Below are 16,115 nucleotides of genomic sequence, written 5' to 3' on the forward strand. Positions count from 1 at the left end.
AAATGCGCGAGGGTTTCGAAGCGCTCCCACGGACGGGTCCGGGGGATTCCAGCCGACCCGGACCTGCGGCTATGCGCGGGCCTGCGCCGCTGTTGCCCGGCGGCCGGCCGCGCGACGCCCGTCGGGAACGCGCCCACCGGCGGAGGCGGCCGGGTTGAGCGCCCGCCCGGTCAGGGGCGGGCGCTCACCCGGCTGAGGTCAGCGCTCGTCCGGCGGGCGGGAGATCACCCTGTCTTCGAGGTAGCAGCTGCAGTTGCCACATCCTGGCGGCATGCCTGTCCTCCTCTCACCTGTCCTGCCTCGACCGTAAGGCAGGATTCCCCGACGGCGAGGACAGATTCGCGTGCGCGCCCGCCGGTCAGGTGAGGGTGACCTCCACCAGCAGGTCCCCCTCGCCCTCCTGGAGCACGAACTCGTCGATGACGCCCGCGCCGCACAGGTCGTCCTGTGCCCGGCGCACGAGGTCGACCCGCGCGCCGGTGACGGTCAGCCGGGCGACCTCCGCGCGCATGGAGAGGCGGGCGTCGGACTTGGCCTTGCGGACCCGGCCGAGGACGGCGGCCACCGCGGGCAGCAGCTCGGGATCGCCTTCCCGCTCGCGCGCCTGGGGCCAGGCGGCCCGGTGCACCGAGCCCTCACGCCACCAGGACCACACCTCCTCGGTGACGAAGGGCAGGAAGGGGGCGAACAGCCGGAGCATGACGTCGAGCGCCTCGCGCAACGCCGCGTGCGCCGAACGCGCCGCCGCGCTCGCGTCGCTCGCGCCGCTCCCGCCGGGGGCGTCGTCGTAGGCCCTGGCCTTGACCAGCTCCAGGTAGTCGTCGCAGAACTCCCAGAAGAACCGCTCGGTGCGCTCCAGCGCGCGGGTGTAGTCGTAGCCCTCGAAGGCCTCGGTGGCCTCGTGGACCACCTCCGACAGCCGGGCCAGCATCGACAGGTCGATCGGCTCGGTGACCTCCCCGCCTCCCTCTCCCAGGCCCAGGACGAACCTGGAGGCGTTCAGGATCTTGATGGCCAGCCGGCGGCCGACCTTGATCTGACCGGTGTCGAACGCGGTGTCGGTGCCCGGACGGCCGCCGGCCGCCCAGTAGCGGACCGCGTCGGAGCCGTACTGCTCCAGCAGGCCGAGCGGGGTGACCACGTTGCCCCGGGACTTGGACATCTTCTTGCGGTCGGGGTCGAGGATCCATCCGGAGATCGCGACGTCGCTCCAGGGCAGGGTGCCCTGCTCCAGGTGGGCGCGGACCACGGTGGAGAACAGCCAGGTCCGGATGATCTCGTGGGCCTGCGGGCGCAGGTCCATCGGGAAGACCCGCTCGAACAGGTCCCGGTCGCGCTCCCAGCCCCCGGCGATCTGCGGCGTCAGCGAGGAGGTGGCCCAGGTGTCCATGACGTCCGGGTCCCCGATGAAGCCGCCCGCCTTGCCGCGCTGGTCCTCGGTGTAGCCGGGCGGGACGTCGGTGGACGGGTCGATCGGCAGCGCGGACTCGGGCGGCGCGATCGGCGCGGAACGGTCGGGCTCGCCCTCGTCGTCCAGGGGGTACCACACCGGGATGGGCACCCCGAAGAACCGCTGCCGGGAGATCAGCCAGTCGCCCGCCAGCCCCTGCACCCAGCTGTCGTAGCGGACCCGCATGTGCGGCGGGTGCCAGGACAGCTCCGCGCCGCGCGCCAGGAGCGCGTCGCGCAGGGCGAGGTCGCGCCCGCCGTTGCGGATGTACCACTGGCGGGTGGTGACGATCTCCAGGGGCCGGTCGCCCTTCTCGTAGAACTTCACCGCGCGCTTCACGGCGCGCGGCTCGCCCTCCATGTCGCCCGACGCGCGCAGCAGCTCCACGATCCGCTCGCGGGCGCCGTGCACGGTCCGCCCCGCCAGCTCCGCGTACGGCTCCCGCGGCACGCCCTCGGGCGCGTCCGGCAGCAGCCTGCCGTCCCAGCCGATGACGGCGCGGGTGGGCAGGTCGAGCTCGCGCCACCAGACGACGTCGGTGACGTCGCCGAAGGTGCAGATCATCGCGATGCCCGTGCCCTTGTCCGGCTCGGCCAGGTGGTGGGCGAGCACCGGCACCTCGACGCCGAACAGCGGCGTCCTGACCGTGGTGCCGAACAGGGGCCGGTAGCGTTCGTCGTCCGGGTGGGCGACGAGCGCGACGCAGGCGGGCAGCAGCTCGGGGCGGGTCGTCTCGATCCAGACCCGGTCGCCGAACCCCCTGGCCCGCTGCTCCTGCGACAGGCCGAAGCCCAGCCGGTGGAAGGCTCCGGGCCACTCGCGGTCCTCCAGCTCGGCCTGGGCGACGGCGGTGCGGAAGGTGACGTCCCACAGCGTGGGCGCCTGGGCCACGTACGCCTCCCCCCTGGCCAGGTTGCGCAGGAAGGCGCGCTGGGAGGCGGTGCGGGCGGCGTCGCCGATGGTGGCGTACGTCAGCGACCAGTCGACCGACAGGCCCAGGCGGCGCCAGAGTTCCTCGAACACCTTCTCGTCCTCGACGGTGAGCCGCTCGCACAGCTCGATGAAGTTTCCGCGCGAGATCGGGATCTGCCGCTTGGGGTCGGGTCTGGCCGGGGGCTCGAACGAGGGGTCGTAGGCGACGGAGGGGTCGCAGCGCACGCCGAAGTGGTTCTGCACCCGGCGCTCGGTGGGCAGGCCGTTGTCGTCCCAGCCCATGGGGTAGAAGACCTCACGCCCGCGCATGCGCTGGAAGCGGGCGATGGTGTCGGTGTGGGTGTAGGAGAAGACGTGGCCGACGTGGAGGGAGCCGGAGACGGTCGGCGGCGGGGTGTCGATCGAGTAGATCTCCCCGCGCGTGCGCGACCTGTCGAAACGGTAGGTTCCCTCGGTCTCCCAGCGGCCCGCCCATACGGCTTCCAGGCCGTCGAGAGTCGGTTTCTCGGGCATGGGCGCAGAGCGCGGTCGCTGTTGTGTCATGCCTCCCTATGGTATGGCTTCACGCGATGCGGCGCTCGGGGAGACTAGTGTTCTTGGGGCGAACCGCGAACGGGAGGACCACATGGCCGACAAGACCGAGAAGCAGGACATGGCGTGGAGGGCCATCGGCGGCCTCCTGGGCCTCGCCACCGCGTGGGGGGCGAAGAAGGCCATCGGGTTCGCCTGGGAGAAGGCCACCGGCAGGAAGCCGCCCGTCGACAACGAGTCCCTGGAGATCAGCCTCGGCGAGGCGATCGGCTACGCCGTGGTGATGGGGGTCGGCATGCAGGTGACGCAGATCGTGGTCGCCCGCACCGCCAGGAAGCGCTACGACGCGTGGAAGGCCGTGAAGGACGCGGCCAGGGAGGTCACCACCTGACGGCGACCGTACCGCGGGGGCCGTGCCCCCGCGGCGACGCCGTGTCTCCCGGTGTCTCCCGGTGTCACCCGGTGTCACCCGGTGTCACCCGGCGAGAGGTCAGGGGTGTTCCGTGGTTTCCGACGGCTCCGGGGGCTCCGATGGCCCCAGGGCCTCCGGGGACAGCTGGGAACCCGTGGACCCCGAGGACTCCAGCGAGGTGAGGAACTCCTGCGCCCAGCGGTCCACGTCGTAGGTGGACACCCTCCGGCGCAGCGACCGCATCCGGCGTGACAGGTCGTGCGGGGTGGCCCGCATCGCGGTCAGCATCGCCCGCTTGAGGCCGTCGACGTCGTAGGGGTTGACCATGAACGCCTGGCGCAGCTCGTCGGCCGCCCCGGCGAACTCGCTGAGCACCAGGGCGCCGCGCAGGTCGTTGCGGCAGGCGATGTACTCCTTGGCGACCAGGTTCATCCCGTCGCGCAGCGGCGTCACCACCATCACGTCCGCCGCGAGGTAGAGCGCGGCGAGCTCGTCCCGGCCGTACGACTGGTGCATGTACTGCACGGGCTGCTGCCCGAGCTCCCCCTGCTCGCCGTTGATCCGGCCGACCTGGAGCTCGATCGAGTCGCGCAGCCGCATGTACTCCTCGACGCGTTCCCTGCTCGGGGTGGCGATCTGCACGAACGCCGCCTCACCCGGCTTGATCGCCCCCTCGGAGAGCAGCTCGCCGAACGCCTTCAGGCGCTGGCCGATGCCCTTGGTGTAGTCGAGCCTGTCGACGCCGAGCAGCAGGCACTCGGGGTCGCCCAGCTCCGCGCGGATCTCCCTGGCCCTGGCGATGATGTGCGGCTCCCTGACCAGGGAGTCGAGCTCGCCGAAGTCGACGGAGATGGGGAACGCCCCGGCGCGCACCACCCGGTCCTCCACGTAGATCTCGTGCTTGTGGTGCTGGAGACCGAGCAGGCGGCGGCAGAGCCGGATGAAGTTGGACGCGCCACCGGGGCGCTGGAACCCCACCATGTCCGCGCCGAGCAGGCCCTCGACGATCTCGCGCCGCCACGGCAGCTGGGAGAACAGCTCGACCGGCGGGAAGGGGATGTGCAGGAAGAAGCCGATGCGCAGGTCGGGGCGGAGCTTGCGCAGCATGGCCGGGACCAGCTGGAGCTGGTAGTCCTGGATCCACACGACGGCGTTCTCCGCGGCCTCCTCTGCCGCGGCCTCGGCGAAGCGCTCGTTGACGGTGCGGTAGGCCTCCCAGGTGACCCGGGAGTAGACGGGTGCGGCGACCACGTCGTGGTAAAGCGGCCAGAGGGTGGCGTTGGAGAAGCCCTCGTAGTAGAGCTCGACCTCGGATTCGGACAGCGGGACGGGGACGAGCTGCATGCCGTCGTGTTCGAAGGGTTCGAGGTTCTCGTCGGGGGCGCCGTGCCAGCCGACCCAGGCCCCCTCCCTGCGCTGCAGGACGGGGGCGATCGCGGTGACGAGGCCGCCGGGACTGCGCCGCCACATGTCCTCACCGACTCGGTCGACGGGGAGACGGTTGGCGACGATCACAAATGCGCTGCGGCCCAGCACAGATTCCTCCAGGTAGTCGGGGGCTTACTGAATTAACTACCCGTTTGAGAGGTTTCTATGACTTCCCAGGCGGGAGGGCACGGTGGACCCTCAGATCGGCCCGTACGACCTCGCCGAGCTTCTTCGTGGCGGCGCGGTTGAGGAACCCCCCGGCCACGGCGCCCGTGAGGAACGGGCCGAAGGTGGTGAGATGGCGCCCGAGGGTGCGCATCAGCCTGTTGCGCAGGGCGGTCTTGGCCGCGGTGCCCAGGGCGACGGTCATCGTCCCGGGTGCCATGGGGTCGACACCGCGCTGCTTGGACCAGGCCATCGCGAAGGCCATGGCCCGCTGGGAGCCGGTGCCCGGCACCTGGATCCCGTACACCTCGTGGAGTTCGGCGATGAGCTTGACCTCGATCGCGGCCACGACGAGGGTCTCGGCCACGAGCTGGGCGGGGGCGGAGAGCAGGAGGGGAGGAGCGGCGAACTCGGCGGCGGCGACGGCCCCGCCGATGGCCCCGACCGCCATGGTCGCCTTGGTCGCGGTGCGTACCAGATCGTCGGCGAGCGCCTCGGAGGTGAGACCGTGATGATGCTCGGAAAGGGTGTGCAGGTCGCGGATGGGGATGCGGGGCGCCACGGCCATGAACACGTCGGTCAGCCAGCGGCCCCGGCCCTCTCCCGACTCCTTGGCCCTCTTCGCCCCTCGTGCCAGTGATTTCGTGAGACGGCCGAGCAGCCGCCGCCGCTCGGCCCCGTCCATGTCGCCCGGATCGGCGAGCCTGCCGACGAGCTCGGCCACCTCCTGGTCGGACCGGCCGCCCGCGGCCGCCCCCCGCTCGGATTCGTCGTCCGCGGCCACCCCGTGATCGGGACCGGCGTCCACGGGCACTTTCCGGCCGGACCCGCCGTCCGCGGCCCCCTCGTGATCGGGACCGGCGTCCGCGGCCCCTTTGTGATCAGGCGCGCCGTCCGACTCCTCGGCCGTGGAGTCGTCCGGCGCGGCACCGGTCCGCCTGTTCTCTGACGTCATGTCTCGGAACCTCCTCAAGGCTGTCCTGAGGCCCTACCCATACCTGGAAGAGCACACCTCGGACAGGCCATCGGAATCATCTCAAGCCGCGCATTCCCGGCAGATCTGCTGGCCGTTCTTCTCAACGGCGAGTTGACTGCGGTGGTGCACCAGGAAGCAGCGCGCGCAGGTGAACTCGTCGGCCTGACGAGGAATCACCCGGAGCGAGAGCTCCTCATTTGACAGGTCCGCGCCCGGCAGTTCGAGCGACTCGGCGAGATCCGTCTCGTCGATGTCGATGCTGCCCGAGGACTTGTCGGTACGGCGGGCCTGCAGTTCCTGAAGACTGTCCTCGCTGAGGTCGTCGTCGGTCTTGCGTGGGCTGTCGTAATCGGTAGCCATCGGTCTGCTCCATCCCCCTCATCTATCTGTCTGCGCTCACTCGCGCGTGTGTAACGTTCGAGAGGCACGACTTGTGCCCGATCCGCCAGAGAGATTCCTGCTTCGGTACCCCGCCGGAATGGTCACTGAACCTCCCTACACGTGAGGGACGTACTGCCAATGGCCACGGTTAGCCAAATATGGCGTAAACCACAGCATCGGCGGCATGCACCACCGTGTTCGACGGCACATCCAACCACATGTACGGCGTGAACGAGACGCCCCCCGCCGGATCAACGTGACTGAAGTCGCACGGTGACCACCAGACCTCCTCCGTCCCTGGGTACGGCGGTCACGTTGCCCCCGTGGGCGCGCACGACCGCGCGGACGATGGACAGCCCGAGCCCCGCCCCCTTGTCCGAGTCGACCCGGTCGGCGTTGAGCCGCCGGAACGGCTCGAAAAGGCTGTTCACCTCGTACGCGGGCACATGCGGCCCCGTGTTGGCCACCTGAACAACCAAGGCACCCTCCACCATTCCCGTCCTGACCCACAGACGTCCGGAATCGGAGAGGTTGTGCTTTATCGCGTTCTCCACCAGGTTGGCCACGCACCGTTCGAGCAGCACCGGATCGCCGACGGTCTCGGCACTGCGGAGCTCGGGGATCACGGTGACCCCGGCCTCCTCGGCCCGCGCGGCGAGCTGGTCGACGACGGTCTCGGCCACGTCCTTCATGTCCACCGGCTTGCGCACGCTCAGCTCGCGCTCACTGCGGGCCAGCAGCAACAGGCCCTCGATCAGGCGCTCGTTGCGGGCGTTGACCTCCAGGAGCGTGCGGCCCAGCGCCTTCAGGTCACCCGACGCCTCCGGATCGCCCAGGGCGATCTCCAGGACCGTCCGGTTGATCGTCAGGGGGGTGCGGAGCTCGTGCGAGGCGTTGGCCACGAATCTTCTTTGTGTGTCGAAGGCCACATTGAGCCTGGTCAGCATCGCGTCGAAGGTGTCTGCCAGCTCCTTCAGCTCGTCGTCGGGCCCCTTGAGGTCGATCCGCTCGTGGGCGAGCGTGGAGCCCGACAGCTTGCGGGCCGTGGCGGTCATCTGCTGGATGGGCTTGAGCGCCCGGTCGGCGACGATGTAGCCGATGATGACGGCCAGGATGCCGACTCCCAGCAGGGCGAGCAGCGAGCGGGCCAGCATCTCCCGCTGCGCCCCGGTGATCGCGACGTGCTGCTGCCAGTACCACTCCTGCTTGAAGTTGGTCGCTATGTCCGGCCCCACGAGCTGCCTCAGCTCGTCGTACGGGAAGGGCGGCCACGCCCCGTAGAGCGCCCAGCCCACCATCAGGTAGATCACGGCCATCAGCAGGGCGCCGGCCGTGAAGAACAGCACGGCGTAGGTGATGGTCAGCCGCCACCGGATGCTGAGCCGGTCCATGATCGCCCGTAGCCGGGCCAGCGGGGTCCGCGGCGCCGGGGCGGCACCCACCGGGGGCGGCCCGTCCCACGCGGGCGGGCCGGCCGGCGGCGGGGGCCGCTCGGCCGACCTCCCCTCCCTCGCGGGGGGCCCGGACTCCAGCCGCTCGCTCTTCCAGGCGCCCCGCTCGGAATGGGGGCTGATCATCGGGTGGGTCGGCACCGACTCGCGGTTCTCGCCCACCGGGACGAACCTCGGGCGTTCCTCTCCCCCGCCTGCCGGAGTGCTCACAACTTGTACCCGACCCCGGGCACCGTCTCGATCACCTGAGGCTCGCCCAGTTTCTTCCTCAGCGTCATCATGGTGACGCGCACCACATTGGTGAACGGGTCGATGTTCTCGTCCCACGCCTTGTCCAGCAGGTCCTCCTGGCTGACGACCGCGCCCTCGGCGCGCATCAGCTCCTCCAGGACCGCGAACTCCTTCTTGGTGAGCGCGACCTCGGCGCCGTCCCTGGTCACCAGCCGCTTGCCCGGGTCCAGGCGGACCCCAGACCGCTCCAGCACCGGCGGCAGCGCCGGGGCCGAACGGCGGCCCAGCGCCCGCACCCGCGCGACCAGCTCGACGAACACGAAGGGCTTGGCCAGGTAGTCGTCGGCGCCCAGCCCCAGCCCCTCCACCTTGTCGTCGACGTCGCCGGAGGCGGTCAGCATGAGGATCCTGGACGCGGTGCGGGAGGCCACGAGGCGGCGGCAGACCTCGTCGCCGTGGACCTTGGGCAGGTCCCTGTCCAGGACGATGACGTCGTAGTCGATGTATCCCGTCCGCTCCAGCGCCCCGGCGCCGTCGTAGGCCACGTCCACGGCCATCGCCTCGCGCCGGAGCCCGGTCGCGATCGCGTCGGCGAGCACCCGCTCATCCTCCACCACAAGCACTCGCACGGCTTATGGCACCTCCCGTCACATTCCCTGAGCAACCGCCGGCCCGGCTGCCCATTCTCCCCTCACCACCTGTAAGCACACGGTAAGGCCCTCACAGGAGCGGGCACTCCGTGTGATGTCGGAAACACACAGGTTTAGCTCGTGGTTCACCCTGGGTACAGCCGGTTCCAGTCTCTATCGCGGTATCTTCCGTCCCCATGAGCCCGTGAGAAAGAAGGTGAGATGGGCGAGTTCACCACCACAATCGAACACCGCCTCGACCAGGCACGCAGGAATCTGCAGGAGGCCAGGACCTCCGGCGACGACTACCTCGCCGACACCTTCACCGCCGAGATCGAGGATCTCCACCGTCTGGCCACAGACAACGGCGTCCCCATCCAGCGCTGACGGGAAGGAGCCCCCCGGCCCACCGGCCGGGGGGCTTTTTCGTGCCCTTCTCCCCTCGCCCCCATCGGCCGGAAGCCCCACCGACCGGGGGCCCATCGACCGGGGGCCGGTAGCCCTCACGGGCCGGAGCCGGGGACCGCCGGCGCCCCTCCCGGGGTCAGGCGTCGCGTTCCGGGTCGAGCGGGAGCAGCAGGTCGTGCAGTTCCTCGAACAGGCCCGGTGCCGCGCACAGGGTGAGGCCGGGACCGGCCGGCCTGCCCTCCAGCCCGCCGACCCTGGCCCCCGCCTCGGCGGCGATGAGGCCGCCGGCCCCGTAGTCCCAGTACTGGGGGCCACGCTCGTAGTAGCCGTCCACCCGCCCCGCCGCCACCGCGCACAGGTCGGAGGCGGCCGAGCCGCCCCTGCGGATGTCGCGCACCCGGGGCAGCACGTGGCGGAGCACCTCCGCCTGCACCTCGCGCCGCCCGCTCTCGTAGCCGAACCCGGTGGCGATCAGCGCCCGCTCCAGCGGTACGCCGGTGTTGCAGCTCAGCCGCTCCCCCGCCAGCCACGCGCCCCCGCCCCTGACGGCGGTGAACACCTCGCCGCGGGGCACGACGTTGACCACTCCCGCGATCACCTCGCCGTCCACCTCGACCGCGATGCTGACCGCCCACTCGGGCACCCCGTACAGGAAGTTGACCGTCCCGTCGATCGGGTCGACGACCCAGCGGACCCTGCCCTCGCCGGTGGGACCGCCCTCCTCGCCGAGGATCGCGTCGTCGGGCCTGACCGCCTTGATCCTGTCTCGGATGAGCTCCTCCGAGGCCCGGTCGAGGGCGGTCACCACGTCGGTCGGGCTGGACTTGGTGGCCAGCACCTCGGGACGGGGCGGCCGCTTGGCCAACAGCATCTCGCCGGCCTCCCTGGCGATCTCCTCCGCCAGCCGGCCGAAGGTCACGGCGCTGTCCACGATCCGCTCCTCACTCGTTCCAACGGGTCCACGACGGCACCCGCCGCCCCCATATGCCCAGCCGGGCGTACGGCATTCCCCGCCCGTCCCCCTGGTCCTTGCCCGGCCCGCCCCCGCCGCACGGCGACCCCCGCTCGCCGCGCCGGGCTCACGACAGCGACTCCGGGCGCTTCCACTCGCGCCCGAGGACATGCTGCGCGAGGAAGGCCAGAACGGTCTCGTACCAGACAACCGCGTTGCCTGGCTTGAGCACCCAGTGGTTCTCGTCGGGGAAGTACAGGAACTTCGACTCCACCTCCGAACGCTGCAGGTCCCACCACAGGCGCAGCGCCTCCCCGATGGGCACCCGGTAGTCCTTGTCCCCGTGGACGACCAGCATCGGGGTGGAGATGTTCTCCAGCGCCAGGTGCGGGGAGAGCTTCGCGTACAGGCTGGTTCCCGGGGAGCCGAACTCGCGCTGCCAGTACATGGACGCGTCGGTGGTGCCGGCGAACTGGTCGAGGTTCCAGAGCGAGGCGTGCGTGACGATCGCCTTGAACCTGCCGGTGTGCCCGGCGACCCAGTTGGCCATGTAGCCGCCGAACGAGCCGCCCATGGCGGCGGTCCTGGCGGGGTCGACCTGGGGCAGCTCCAGGGCGGCGTCGGTGATCGCCATCAGGTCGGCGTGGGTGCGCGGGCCCCAGTCGGCCCAGCCGCGCCGGATCATGTCCGGCCCGTAACCGGTGGACAGGCACGGATCCGGCAGCAGCACGGCGTAACCGTGCTGGGCCATGATCCACGGGTTCCAGCGCCAGGACCAGTCGTTCCAGCTGGACAGCGGGCCGCCGTGGATCCACAGCAGGAGCGGGGCGGGGTTCTCCGCCGAGGCGCCCTCCGGCAGCACCAGCCAGGCCCTGATCTCCGCGCCGTCGTCGGCGGTCGCGGTGACCTCGGTGAGCGTGCCGGGCAGCTCCGGCCCGGGGGCGGGGGAGGCGAGCTTTTCGACCGTGCCGTCCGGGGCCACTCTGACCGGGGCGGCGGGAGCGTCCACGGCGCTGCGCAGCGCGTAGACGGCACCGTCGGGCGCGACGTTGAGCGAGGAGTAGGCGGCGGCGTCGGAGGTGAGCCGCTCCGGCGCGGACCCGTCGGCCGGGACCCGGAAGATCGGGCGGCAGCCGTGGTCGTCGGCGGCCACGAGCAGCGAGCGGGAGTCGGGCGCCCAGGCGATGTCGGACGGCCAGAGCTCGCCGCCCGCCGGGTGGCCCTCTCCGGTGGCGATGTCGACGATCCACAGGGTGCTCTCGGGGATCCGGTCGATGTCGGCGTGGTTGTTCCTGACGCACGCGACCAGGCGCCCGTCGGGGGAGATCTTGACCGGCCCGTCGAAGTCGTGCTCGTCCGCGGCGGCCAAAATCCGCCGGGCGCCGCCGTCGTTCGTGTCGATGGCGACCAGCTCGAAGCGGAGCTCGCCCCGCGGCATCGACACGCCCCAGGTCGTCACGACCGTGGAGCCGTCCGGTGTCACGTCGCACGCGCTGTGGCCGGACAGCGCCTTGCCCGGCTGCGGGGTGAGGTCCCTGACCTCGGTCAGCCGCTCGCCGTCGCCCAGGGTGCCCGCGAACAGCCGGGGCTCTCCGGGGCCGAGGTCGTGATCCCAGTAGCGCACCGGGTAGCTCTCGTGCAGGATCGCGCTGATCCCCGCGTCCTTGCGGGTCTTGCGCCGCTCGGCCTCGCCCGCCTCGTCGCCGGGGAGCACGTCGGAGCCGAAGACCACGGTCTTCCCGCCGGTCACGAATCCGGCGATGCCCCCCGGCCTGGAGGCGACCTGCCGGGCCTCGCCTCCCGCCGCGGGCAGCAGCCAGAGCGCGGGGACCTCCTCGTCGGCCTCCTTGACGGTCGGGTCGGGCCGGCGCGAGCCGAAGAGCAGGTCGCCGTCCCGCGTGAACGCGGCCCCCGCCTCGCCCTTGACGGATCTGGTCAGCCGGTACGGGCGGCGTCCGTCGAGAGGGATCTCCCACAGGGAGGTCCCGTAGGATTTTCCGTCGGGATTGAGCGCCTGCACCACACTGACCAAGCGCGCTCCATCGAGGGATAGCCGCAGGGATGCCACCCGCGGCACGCCGACATAATCGCGGATGTCGTTAAATGGGGTCACGGTTTCGAACCTACCTCGGCGATCGTCTCCGAACATGCATCCGAACATGCATCCACAAACCTTGTTGATAACGAACTACTCAAGGTGACCAGGCAAGAGGACACCCCGGCATGCGGTTTGATGAATGCCATGGGGAATTACGACGCGCTTCTCGTCGTCTCGTTCGGGGGACCGGAGAAGCCGGACGACGTGATGCCGTTCCTGGAGAACGTGGTCCGGGGCAGGGGGATCCCGCGTGAGCGGCTGCTGGAGGTCGAGGCGCACTACCAGCGCTTCGGCGGGGCCAGCCCGATCAACCAGCAGTGCCGCGACCTGATCGCGGCCGTGGAGCCGACCATCGACCTTCCGGTCTACTGGGGCAACCGCAACTGGCATCCCTACCTGGAGGACACGCTCCGCCGGATGGCGTCCGACGGCGTGCGCAGGGCCGCGGCCTTCGTCACCGCCGCCTACAGCTCGTACTCGGCCTGCCGCCAGTACATCGACGACATCGCGCTCGCCAGGGCCGCGGTCGAGGGTGCCCCGGAGATCGTCAAGCTCCGGCACTACTTCGACCACCCCGGGTTCGTCGCGGCGATGGCCGACCGCACCCGCGAGGCCCTGGACCGGCTGCCCGCCGGGCTCAGGGACTCCGCGCGGCTGGTCTTCACCGCGCACAGCATCCCGACCTCGATGGCCGCGACGGCCGGACCCGGCGGCGGGGCGTACGAGGCGCAGCTGCGCCGGGCGGCGACGCTGGTCACCGCCGAGGTGAGCGGCGGCGACGAGGGCGGCGACGGTGGCGGCAGGGCGTGGGACCTGGTCTGGCAGAGCCGGAGCGGCGCCCCGCACATCCCCTGGCTGGAACCCGACGTCTGCGACCACCTGCTGGAGGTCGACGCCCCGGCGGTGGTGCTGGTGCCGATCGGCTTCGTCTCCGACCACATGGAGGTCGTCTACGACCTCGACGTGGAGGCCGCGGAGACGGCGAGGAAGATCGGCCTGCCGCTGGTCAGGGCGTCCACGGCCGGCACCCACCCGCGGTTCGTCTCGATGGTCGGGGAGTTGCTCGCCGAGCCCGAGCCCGTCGCGTGCGCGGCCACCTGCTGCCCGGCCCCGCCGCGCCGCCGCGGGTGACCGCGCGACCGCGGGCGGTCACGGGGCCTTGGCGTTCATGGGGGCCTTGGCTTCGCCTCTGACCCGGTGGCGGGGCTCTGGGCGGTCACGGGGCCGCGAGTGGTCATGGGCGCGGCCGGTCGCGGGCACGGCCGGCCGGTCGCGGGTGCCCCGGAGACGGGCGCGGGCGCCTCAGGGGTAGGCGGCGGCGTAGCCCCGGGAGATGCCCATGACCTTGGCGACGTACGACCAGGAGTGGTTGTAGAACCAGATGGCCTTCTCCAGCTTCTTGCCGCCCCGGCCCGCCCCGTTGGCGCACAGGTAGTTGGCCGCGCCGGGGACCGCGTCGTAGGGGTTCCAGATGTCGGCGATGCCGTCGCCGTCGCCGTCCACCCCGTAGGCCTTCCAGGTGGCGGGCATGAACTGCATCGGTCCCCGCGCGCCCGCCGAGGAGGGGCCGTTGTTGCGCCCGTGCGAGCTCTCCACCTGGCCGATCGCGGCCAGGACCGTCCAGGAGAGCCCCGGGCAGACTCCGGCCGCCTTGCGGTAGAGCTCCAGGTAGCTGCCCGGCCTGCCGACCGCGACCCGCCGCACCCGGCCGGCGCCCGCCCTCCCGGTCGTCGCGCCGGTGGTGGGCTTCAGGGTGGGTTTCACCGTACGGGCGCCGACGGCGACCACCTGGGAACCCGGGCCGAGCAGCCTGCCCACCCGCGTCCTGAGGACGCCTGCGGCCTTCTCCGAGCTGTGCACGAGCAGCGCCACGCCCGGCAGCAGGCCCAGCCTGCGGCCGGTCTCCTCCCCCACGATGCCGTCCACGCCGGGCAGGCCGAACCCGGCGGAGGCCGCGGCCCGCAGCCGGGGGCCGCCGTCCACCTGGTACTCCGAGCCGAGGACCAGTCCGAGGCGGCGTGCCGCCGCGCTGTCGGCGACGAACTCCCCCCTGGTGAGGGCGTTCCAGATCCCCTGCTGTTCGGCGACGGCCCTGGGGGCCCACGCGCGGAAGCGGTCCGGATCGACCGCGATGAGGTTGAGCCCGACCCCGGACACCTTGACCGCCCCGCCGTCGAAGGAGTCGATCTTCTGGACGTACTTGAGCCGGGAGATGTCCTCCTTGGTCTGCTCGGTCAGCGTCGAGGGGGAGATGACCAGCAGCCTGGGCGGGGTGGAGGCGAGTCCGGGAGCTCCCGTCGTCCCCGGCTCGGGGACGGGGGTCCGCCCGGCTTCCGGCCCGGGTGTCGGTCCCGGGGAGGCGGGGTCTCGCGAGCCCGGATCCCGCGGGTCCGGGTTCCGCGGGTCTGGGTTCCGCGGAGCCGGGTCCTCTCCGGCCGGAGCGTCCGGATCCGACTCGGAGTCCGGGTTCGGGTTCGGGTTCGCCGAGCCCGCCGGGACCGTGGGAGGGGCGGCCACCGGCGCGATCGCCGACAGGTCCCTGATGCGGGACTCCACGACGGCGCTCTCGCCGAAGGCCGCGGAGGCCGCGGGAGCGGAGGGGCGACCGGCGTTGATCACCGCGAGCGCGACGCCGCCGAGGGCGAGAAGGGCGGTCATGACCACTGCTACTGGGACGAACAACCGCAACCCGGGAAGACGTGACACCGCGCTCACGTTAGCTCCAACGGACCGTGTCGTGAGCCGTTGCCCGGAAAATCACTTGCCGATCGGCGGCTCTGTGCGAAATCGTCGGCCTGTTCCACGCGCGGGGCAGCAAGGAGATGATCGGTGGTCGGGCCGTACCGGGGGCTCTTCAGCACGCCCGGCGTCAAGGGTTTCGTCGTCGCGGGATTCTTCGGGCGGATGCCCATGTCGATGCTCGGCATCGGCATCATTCTGCTCATCAAGGCGCTCACCGGCTCCTACGCGACGGCGGGCGCGGTCGCGGCCACCGTCAGCGTCTCCTTGGCCGTCGCGGCCCCGCTGTCGGGGCGCCTGGTGGACAGGTTCGGCCAGGCCAGAGTAGTCATCCCGCTCACGCTGACGCACGGCGCCACGCTGGCCGGCATGATGCTCTGCGCCCACCACGGCGCCCCCCGCTGGACGCTCTTCGCCACCGGCGTCGTGGTCGGCGCGACCGCGCCCTCGCTCGGCTCGCTCGTGAGGGCCCGCTGGTCGCACCTGCTGGCCGGGTCGGCGAGGCTGCACACGGCGTTCTCCTTCGAGTCGGTCGCCGACGAGGTCATCTTCGTCGCGGGCCCGGCGCTGGTCACCGCCCTGGCCACCATGATCAACCCGTACGCGGGCCTGATCGTGGCTCTGACCTGCACGGTCGTGGGCAGCATCGCCTTCGCCCTGCAGCGCGGCACGGAGCCGCCCGTCCGCCCCAGGGAGACCGGCTCGGGCACCCCGATCACCATCCCCGGCGTGGCCCTGATGTCGGGCGCGTTCCTGGCGATGGGGGCGGTGTTCGGCTCGGTCGACCTGATCACGGTCGCGTTCGCCGAGGAACGGGGCGCCAAGGCCGCGGCCGGGCTGCTGCTCGCCTCGTTCGCCGGCGGGAGCCTGGTCTCCGGCCTCTGGTACGGCGCGCGGCGATGGAGCATCCCGCTGAGCAGCAGGTTCGTCCGCTCGCTCGCGGTGTTCGCGGCGGGCCTGACCCCGATCATGCTCATCGGCGACATCAGGCTCATGGCGGGCGCGCTGTTCCTGGCCGGGCTGGCCATCTCCCCGACGATCATCACCGGCTACAGCCTGACCGAGCAGCTGGTCCCGGCGGGCCTGCTCACCGAGGGGATGTCGTGGATCTCGACCTCGGTCGGGTTCGGCGTGGCGATCGGCGCGTGGGCGGGGGGCAGGCTCACCGACGCGTTCGGCGCCTCCAACGCCTACGGGTTCTCCTTCGCCTGCGCCCTGCTGGCCGTGACGATCGGCGTCGGCGGCTCCGCCTGGCTGCGAACCCCTGTCGCCCAGCAGTGATCGTGAGTATCGTTCATATTCGCTGGCGAACCACACGAACGTGAGCCGGC

General features: G+C 71.4%; 13 protein-coding genes. 4 read left to right on the top strand and 9 right to left on the bottom strand.

Going from position 1 to position 16,115, the window contains the following annotated elements:
* Positions 1 to 358: 358 nt before the first annotated feature.
* Entirely contained in the window at positions 359 to 2,896 is a 2,538-nt protein-coding gene (gene valS / locus ACTOQ1_RS03435; protein WP_440064335.1) for a valine--tRNA ligase, read from the bottom strand.
* 112 nt (positions 2,897 to 3,008) lie between these two features.
* On the opposite strand from valS, the gene ACTOQ1_RS03440 reads away from it, so the two are divergent.
* Positions 3,009 to 3,305 (top strand): DUF4235 domain-containing protein, encoded by a 297-nt coding sequence (locus ACTOQ1_RS03440; RefSeq protein ID WP_440064337.1) that lies wholly within the window; start codon positions 3,009 to 3,011, stop codon positions 3,303 to 3,305.
* A gap of 99 nt (positions 3,306 to 3,404) precedes the next feature.
* On the opposite strand, the gene ACTOQ1_RS03445 is transcribed toward ACTOQ1_RS03440, so the two are convergent.
* The 5 genes from ACTOQ1_RS03445 to ACTOQ1_RS03465 form a co-directional block, all read right to left on the bottom strand.
* Entirely contained in the window at positions 3,405 to 4,862 is a 1,458-nt protein-coding gene (locus tag ACTOQ1_RS03445; RefSeq protein ID WP_440064339.1) for an alpha,alpha-trehalose-phosphate synthase (UDP-forming), read from the bottom strand.
* A 55-nt stretch (positions 4,863 to 4,917) separates the two neighbouring features.
* A complete protein-coding gene (locus tag ACTOQ1_RS03450) occupies positions 4,918 to 5,874 on the bottom strand; it encodes a hypothetical protein (RefSeq protein WP_440064341.1) in 957 nt (318 codons plus the stop codon).
* 81 nt (positions 5,875 to 5,955) lie between these two features.
* Positions 5,956 to 6,255, bottom strand: a complete 300-nt coding sequence (locus tag ACTOQ1_RS03455) for a DUF4193 domain-containing protein (protein WP_030914836.1) — start codon at positions 6,253 to 6,255, stop codon at positions 5,956 to 5,958.
* Between the two features lie 272 nt (positions 6,256 to 6,527).
* Entirely contained in the window at positions 6,528 to 7,853 is a 1,326-nt protein-coding gene (locus ACTOQ1_RS03460) for a sensor histidine kinase (protein WP_440064769.1), read from the bottom strand.
* Between the two features lie 80 nt (positions 7,854 to 7,933).
* The gene (locus ACTOQ1_RS03465; protein ID WP_350946642.1) at positions 7,934 to 8,587 is read right to left on the bottom strand and encodes a response regulator transcription factor; all 654 of its coding nucleotides are present in this window, start codon (positions 8,585 to 8,587) and stop codon (positions 7,934 to 7,936) included.
* Positions 8,588 to 8,809: 222 nt separating this feature from the next.
* Here ACTOQ1_RS03465 and ACTOQ1_RS03470 point away from each other — a divergent pair, with 222 nt between their 5' ends.
* A complete protein-coding gene (locus tag ACTOQ1_RS03470) occupies positions 8,810 to 8,974 on the top strand; it encodes a hypothetical protein (protein ID WP_362681299.1) in 165 nt (54 codons plus the stop codon).
* Positions 8,975 to 9,131: 157 nt separating this feature from the next.
* On the opposite strand, the gene ACTOQ1_RS03475 is transcribed toward ACTOQ1_RS03470, so the two are convergent.
* A complete protein-coding gene (locus ACTOQ1_RS03475) occupies positions 9,132 to 9,866 on the bottom strand; it encodes an inositol monophosphatase family protein (protein WP_440064771.1) in 735 nt (244 codons plus the stop codon).
* 208 nt (positions 9,867 to 10,074) lie between these two features.
* Positions 10,075 to 12,096 (bottom strand): S9 family peptidase, encoded by a 2,022-nt coding sequence (locus ACTOQ1_RS03480; RefSeq protein ID WP_440064344.1) that lies wholly within the window; start codon positions 12,094 to 12,096, stop codon positions 10,075 to 10,077.
* A gap of 93 nt (positions 12,097 to 12,189) precedes the next feature.
* Between ACTOQ1_RS03480 and ACTOQ1_RS03485 the strand changes: the two genes are divergently transcribed.
* Complete coding sequence (locus ACTOQ1_RS03485) at positions 12,190 to 13,176, top strand: ferrochelatase (RefSeq protein WP_440064346.1); 987 nt, start codon at positions 12,190 to 12,192, stop codon at positions 13,174 to 13,176.
* Positions 13,177 to 13,347: 171 nt separating this feature from the next.
* Here the strand turns inward: ACTOQ1_RS03485 and ACTOQ1_RS03490 are convergent, their stop codons facing one another.
* Positions 13,348 to 14,703, bottom strand: coding sequence for a lytic murein transglycosylase (locus ACTOQ1_RS03490; RefSeq protein WP_440064347.1), 1,356 nt, complete (start codon positions 14,701 to 14,703; stop codon positions 13,348 to 13,350).
* 171 nt (positions 14,704 to 14,874) lie between these two features.
* Between ACTOQ1_RS03490 and ACTOQ1_RS03495 the strand changes: the two genes are divergently transcribed.
* The gene (locus ACTOQ1_RS03495; RefSeq protein WP_440064349.1) at positions 14,875 to 16,065 is read left to right on the top strand and encodes an MFS transporter; all 1,191 of its coding nucleotides are present in this window, start codon (positions 14,875 to 14,877) and stop codon (positions 16,063 to 16,065) included.
* Positions 16,066 to 16,115: the final 50 nt, after the last annotated feature.

This window comes from Streptosporangium sp. OZ121 (assembly GCF_051918885.1).
Lineage (GTDB): Bacteria > Actinomycetota > Actinomycetes > Streptosporangiales > Streptosporangiaceae > Streptosporangium.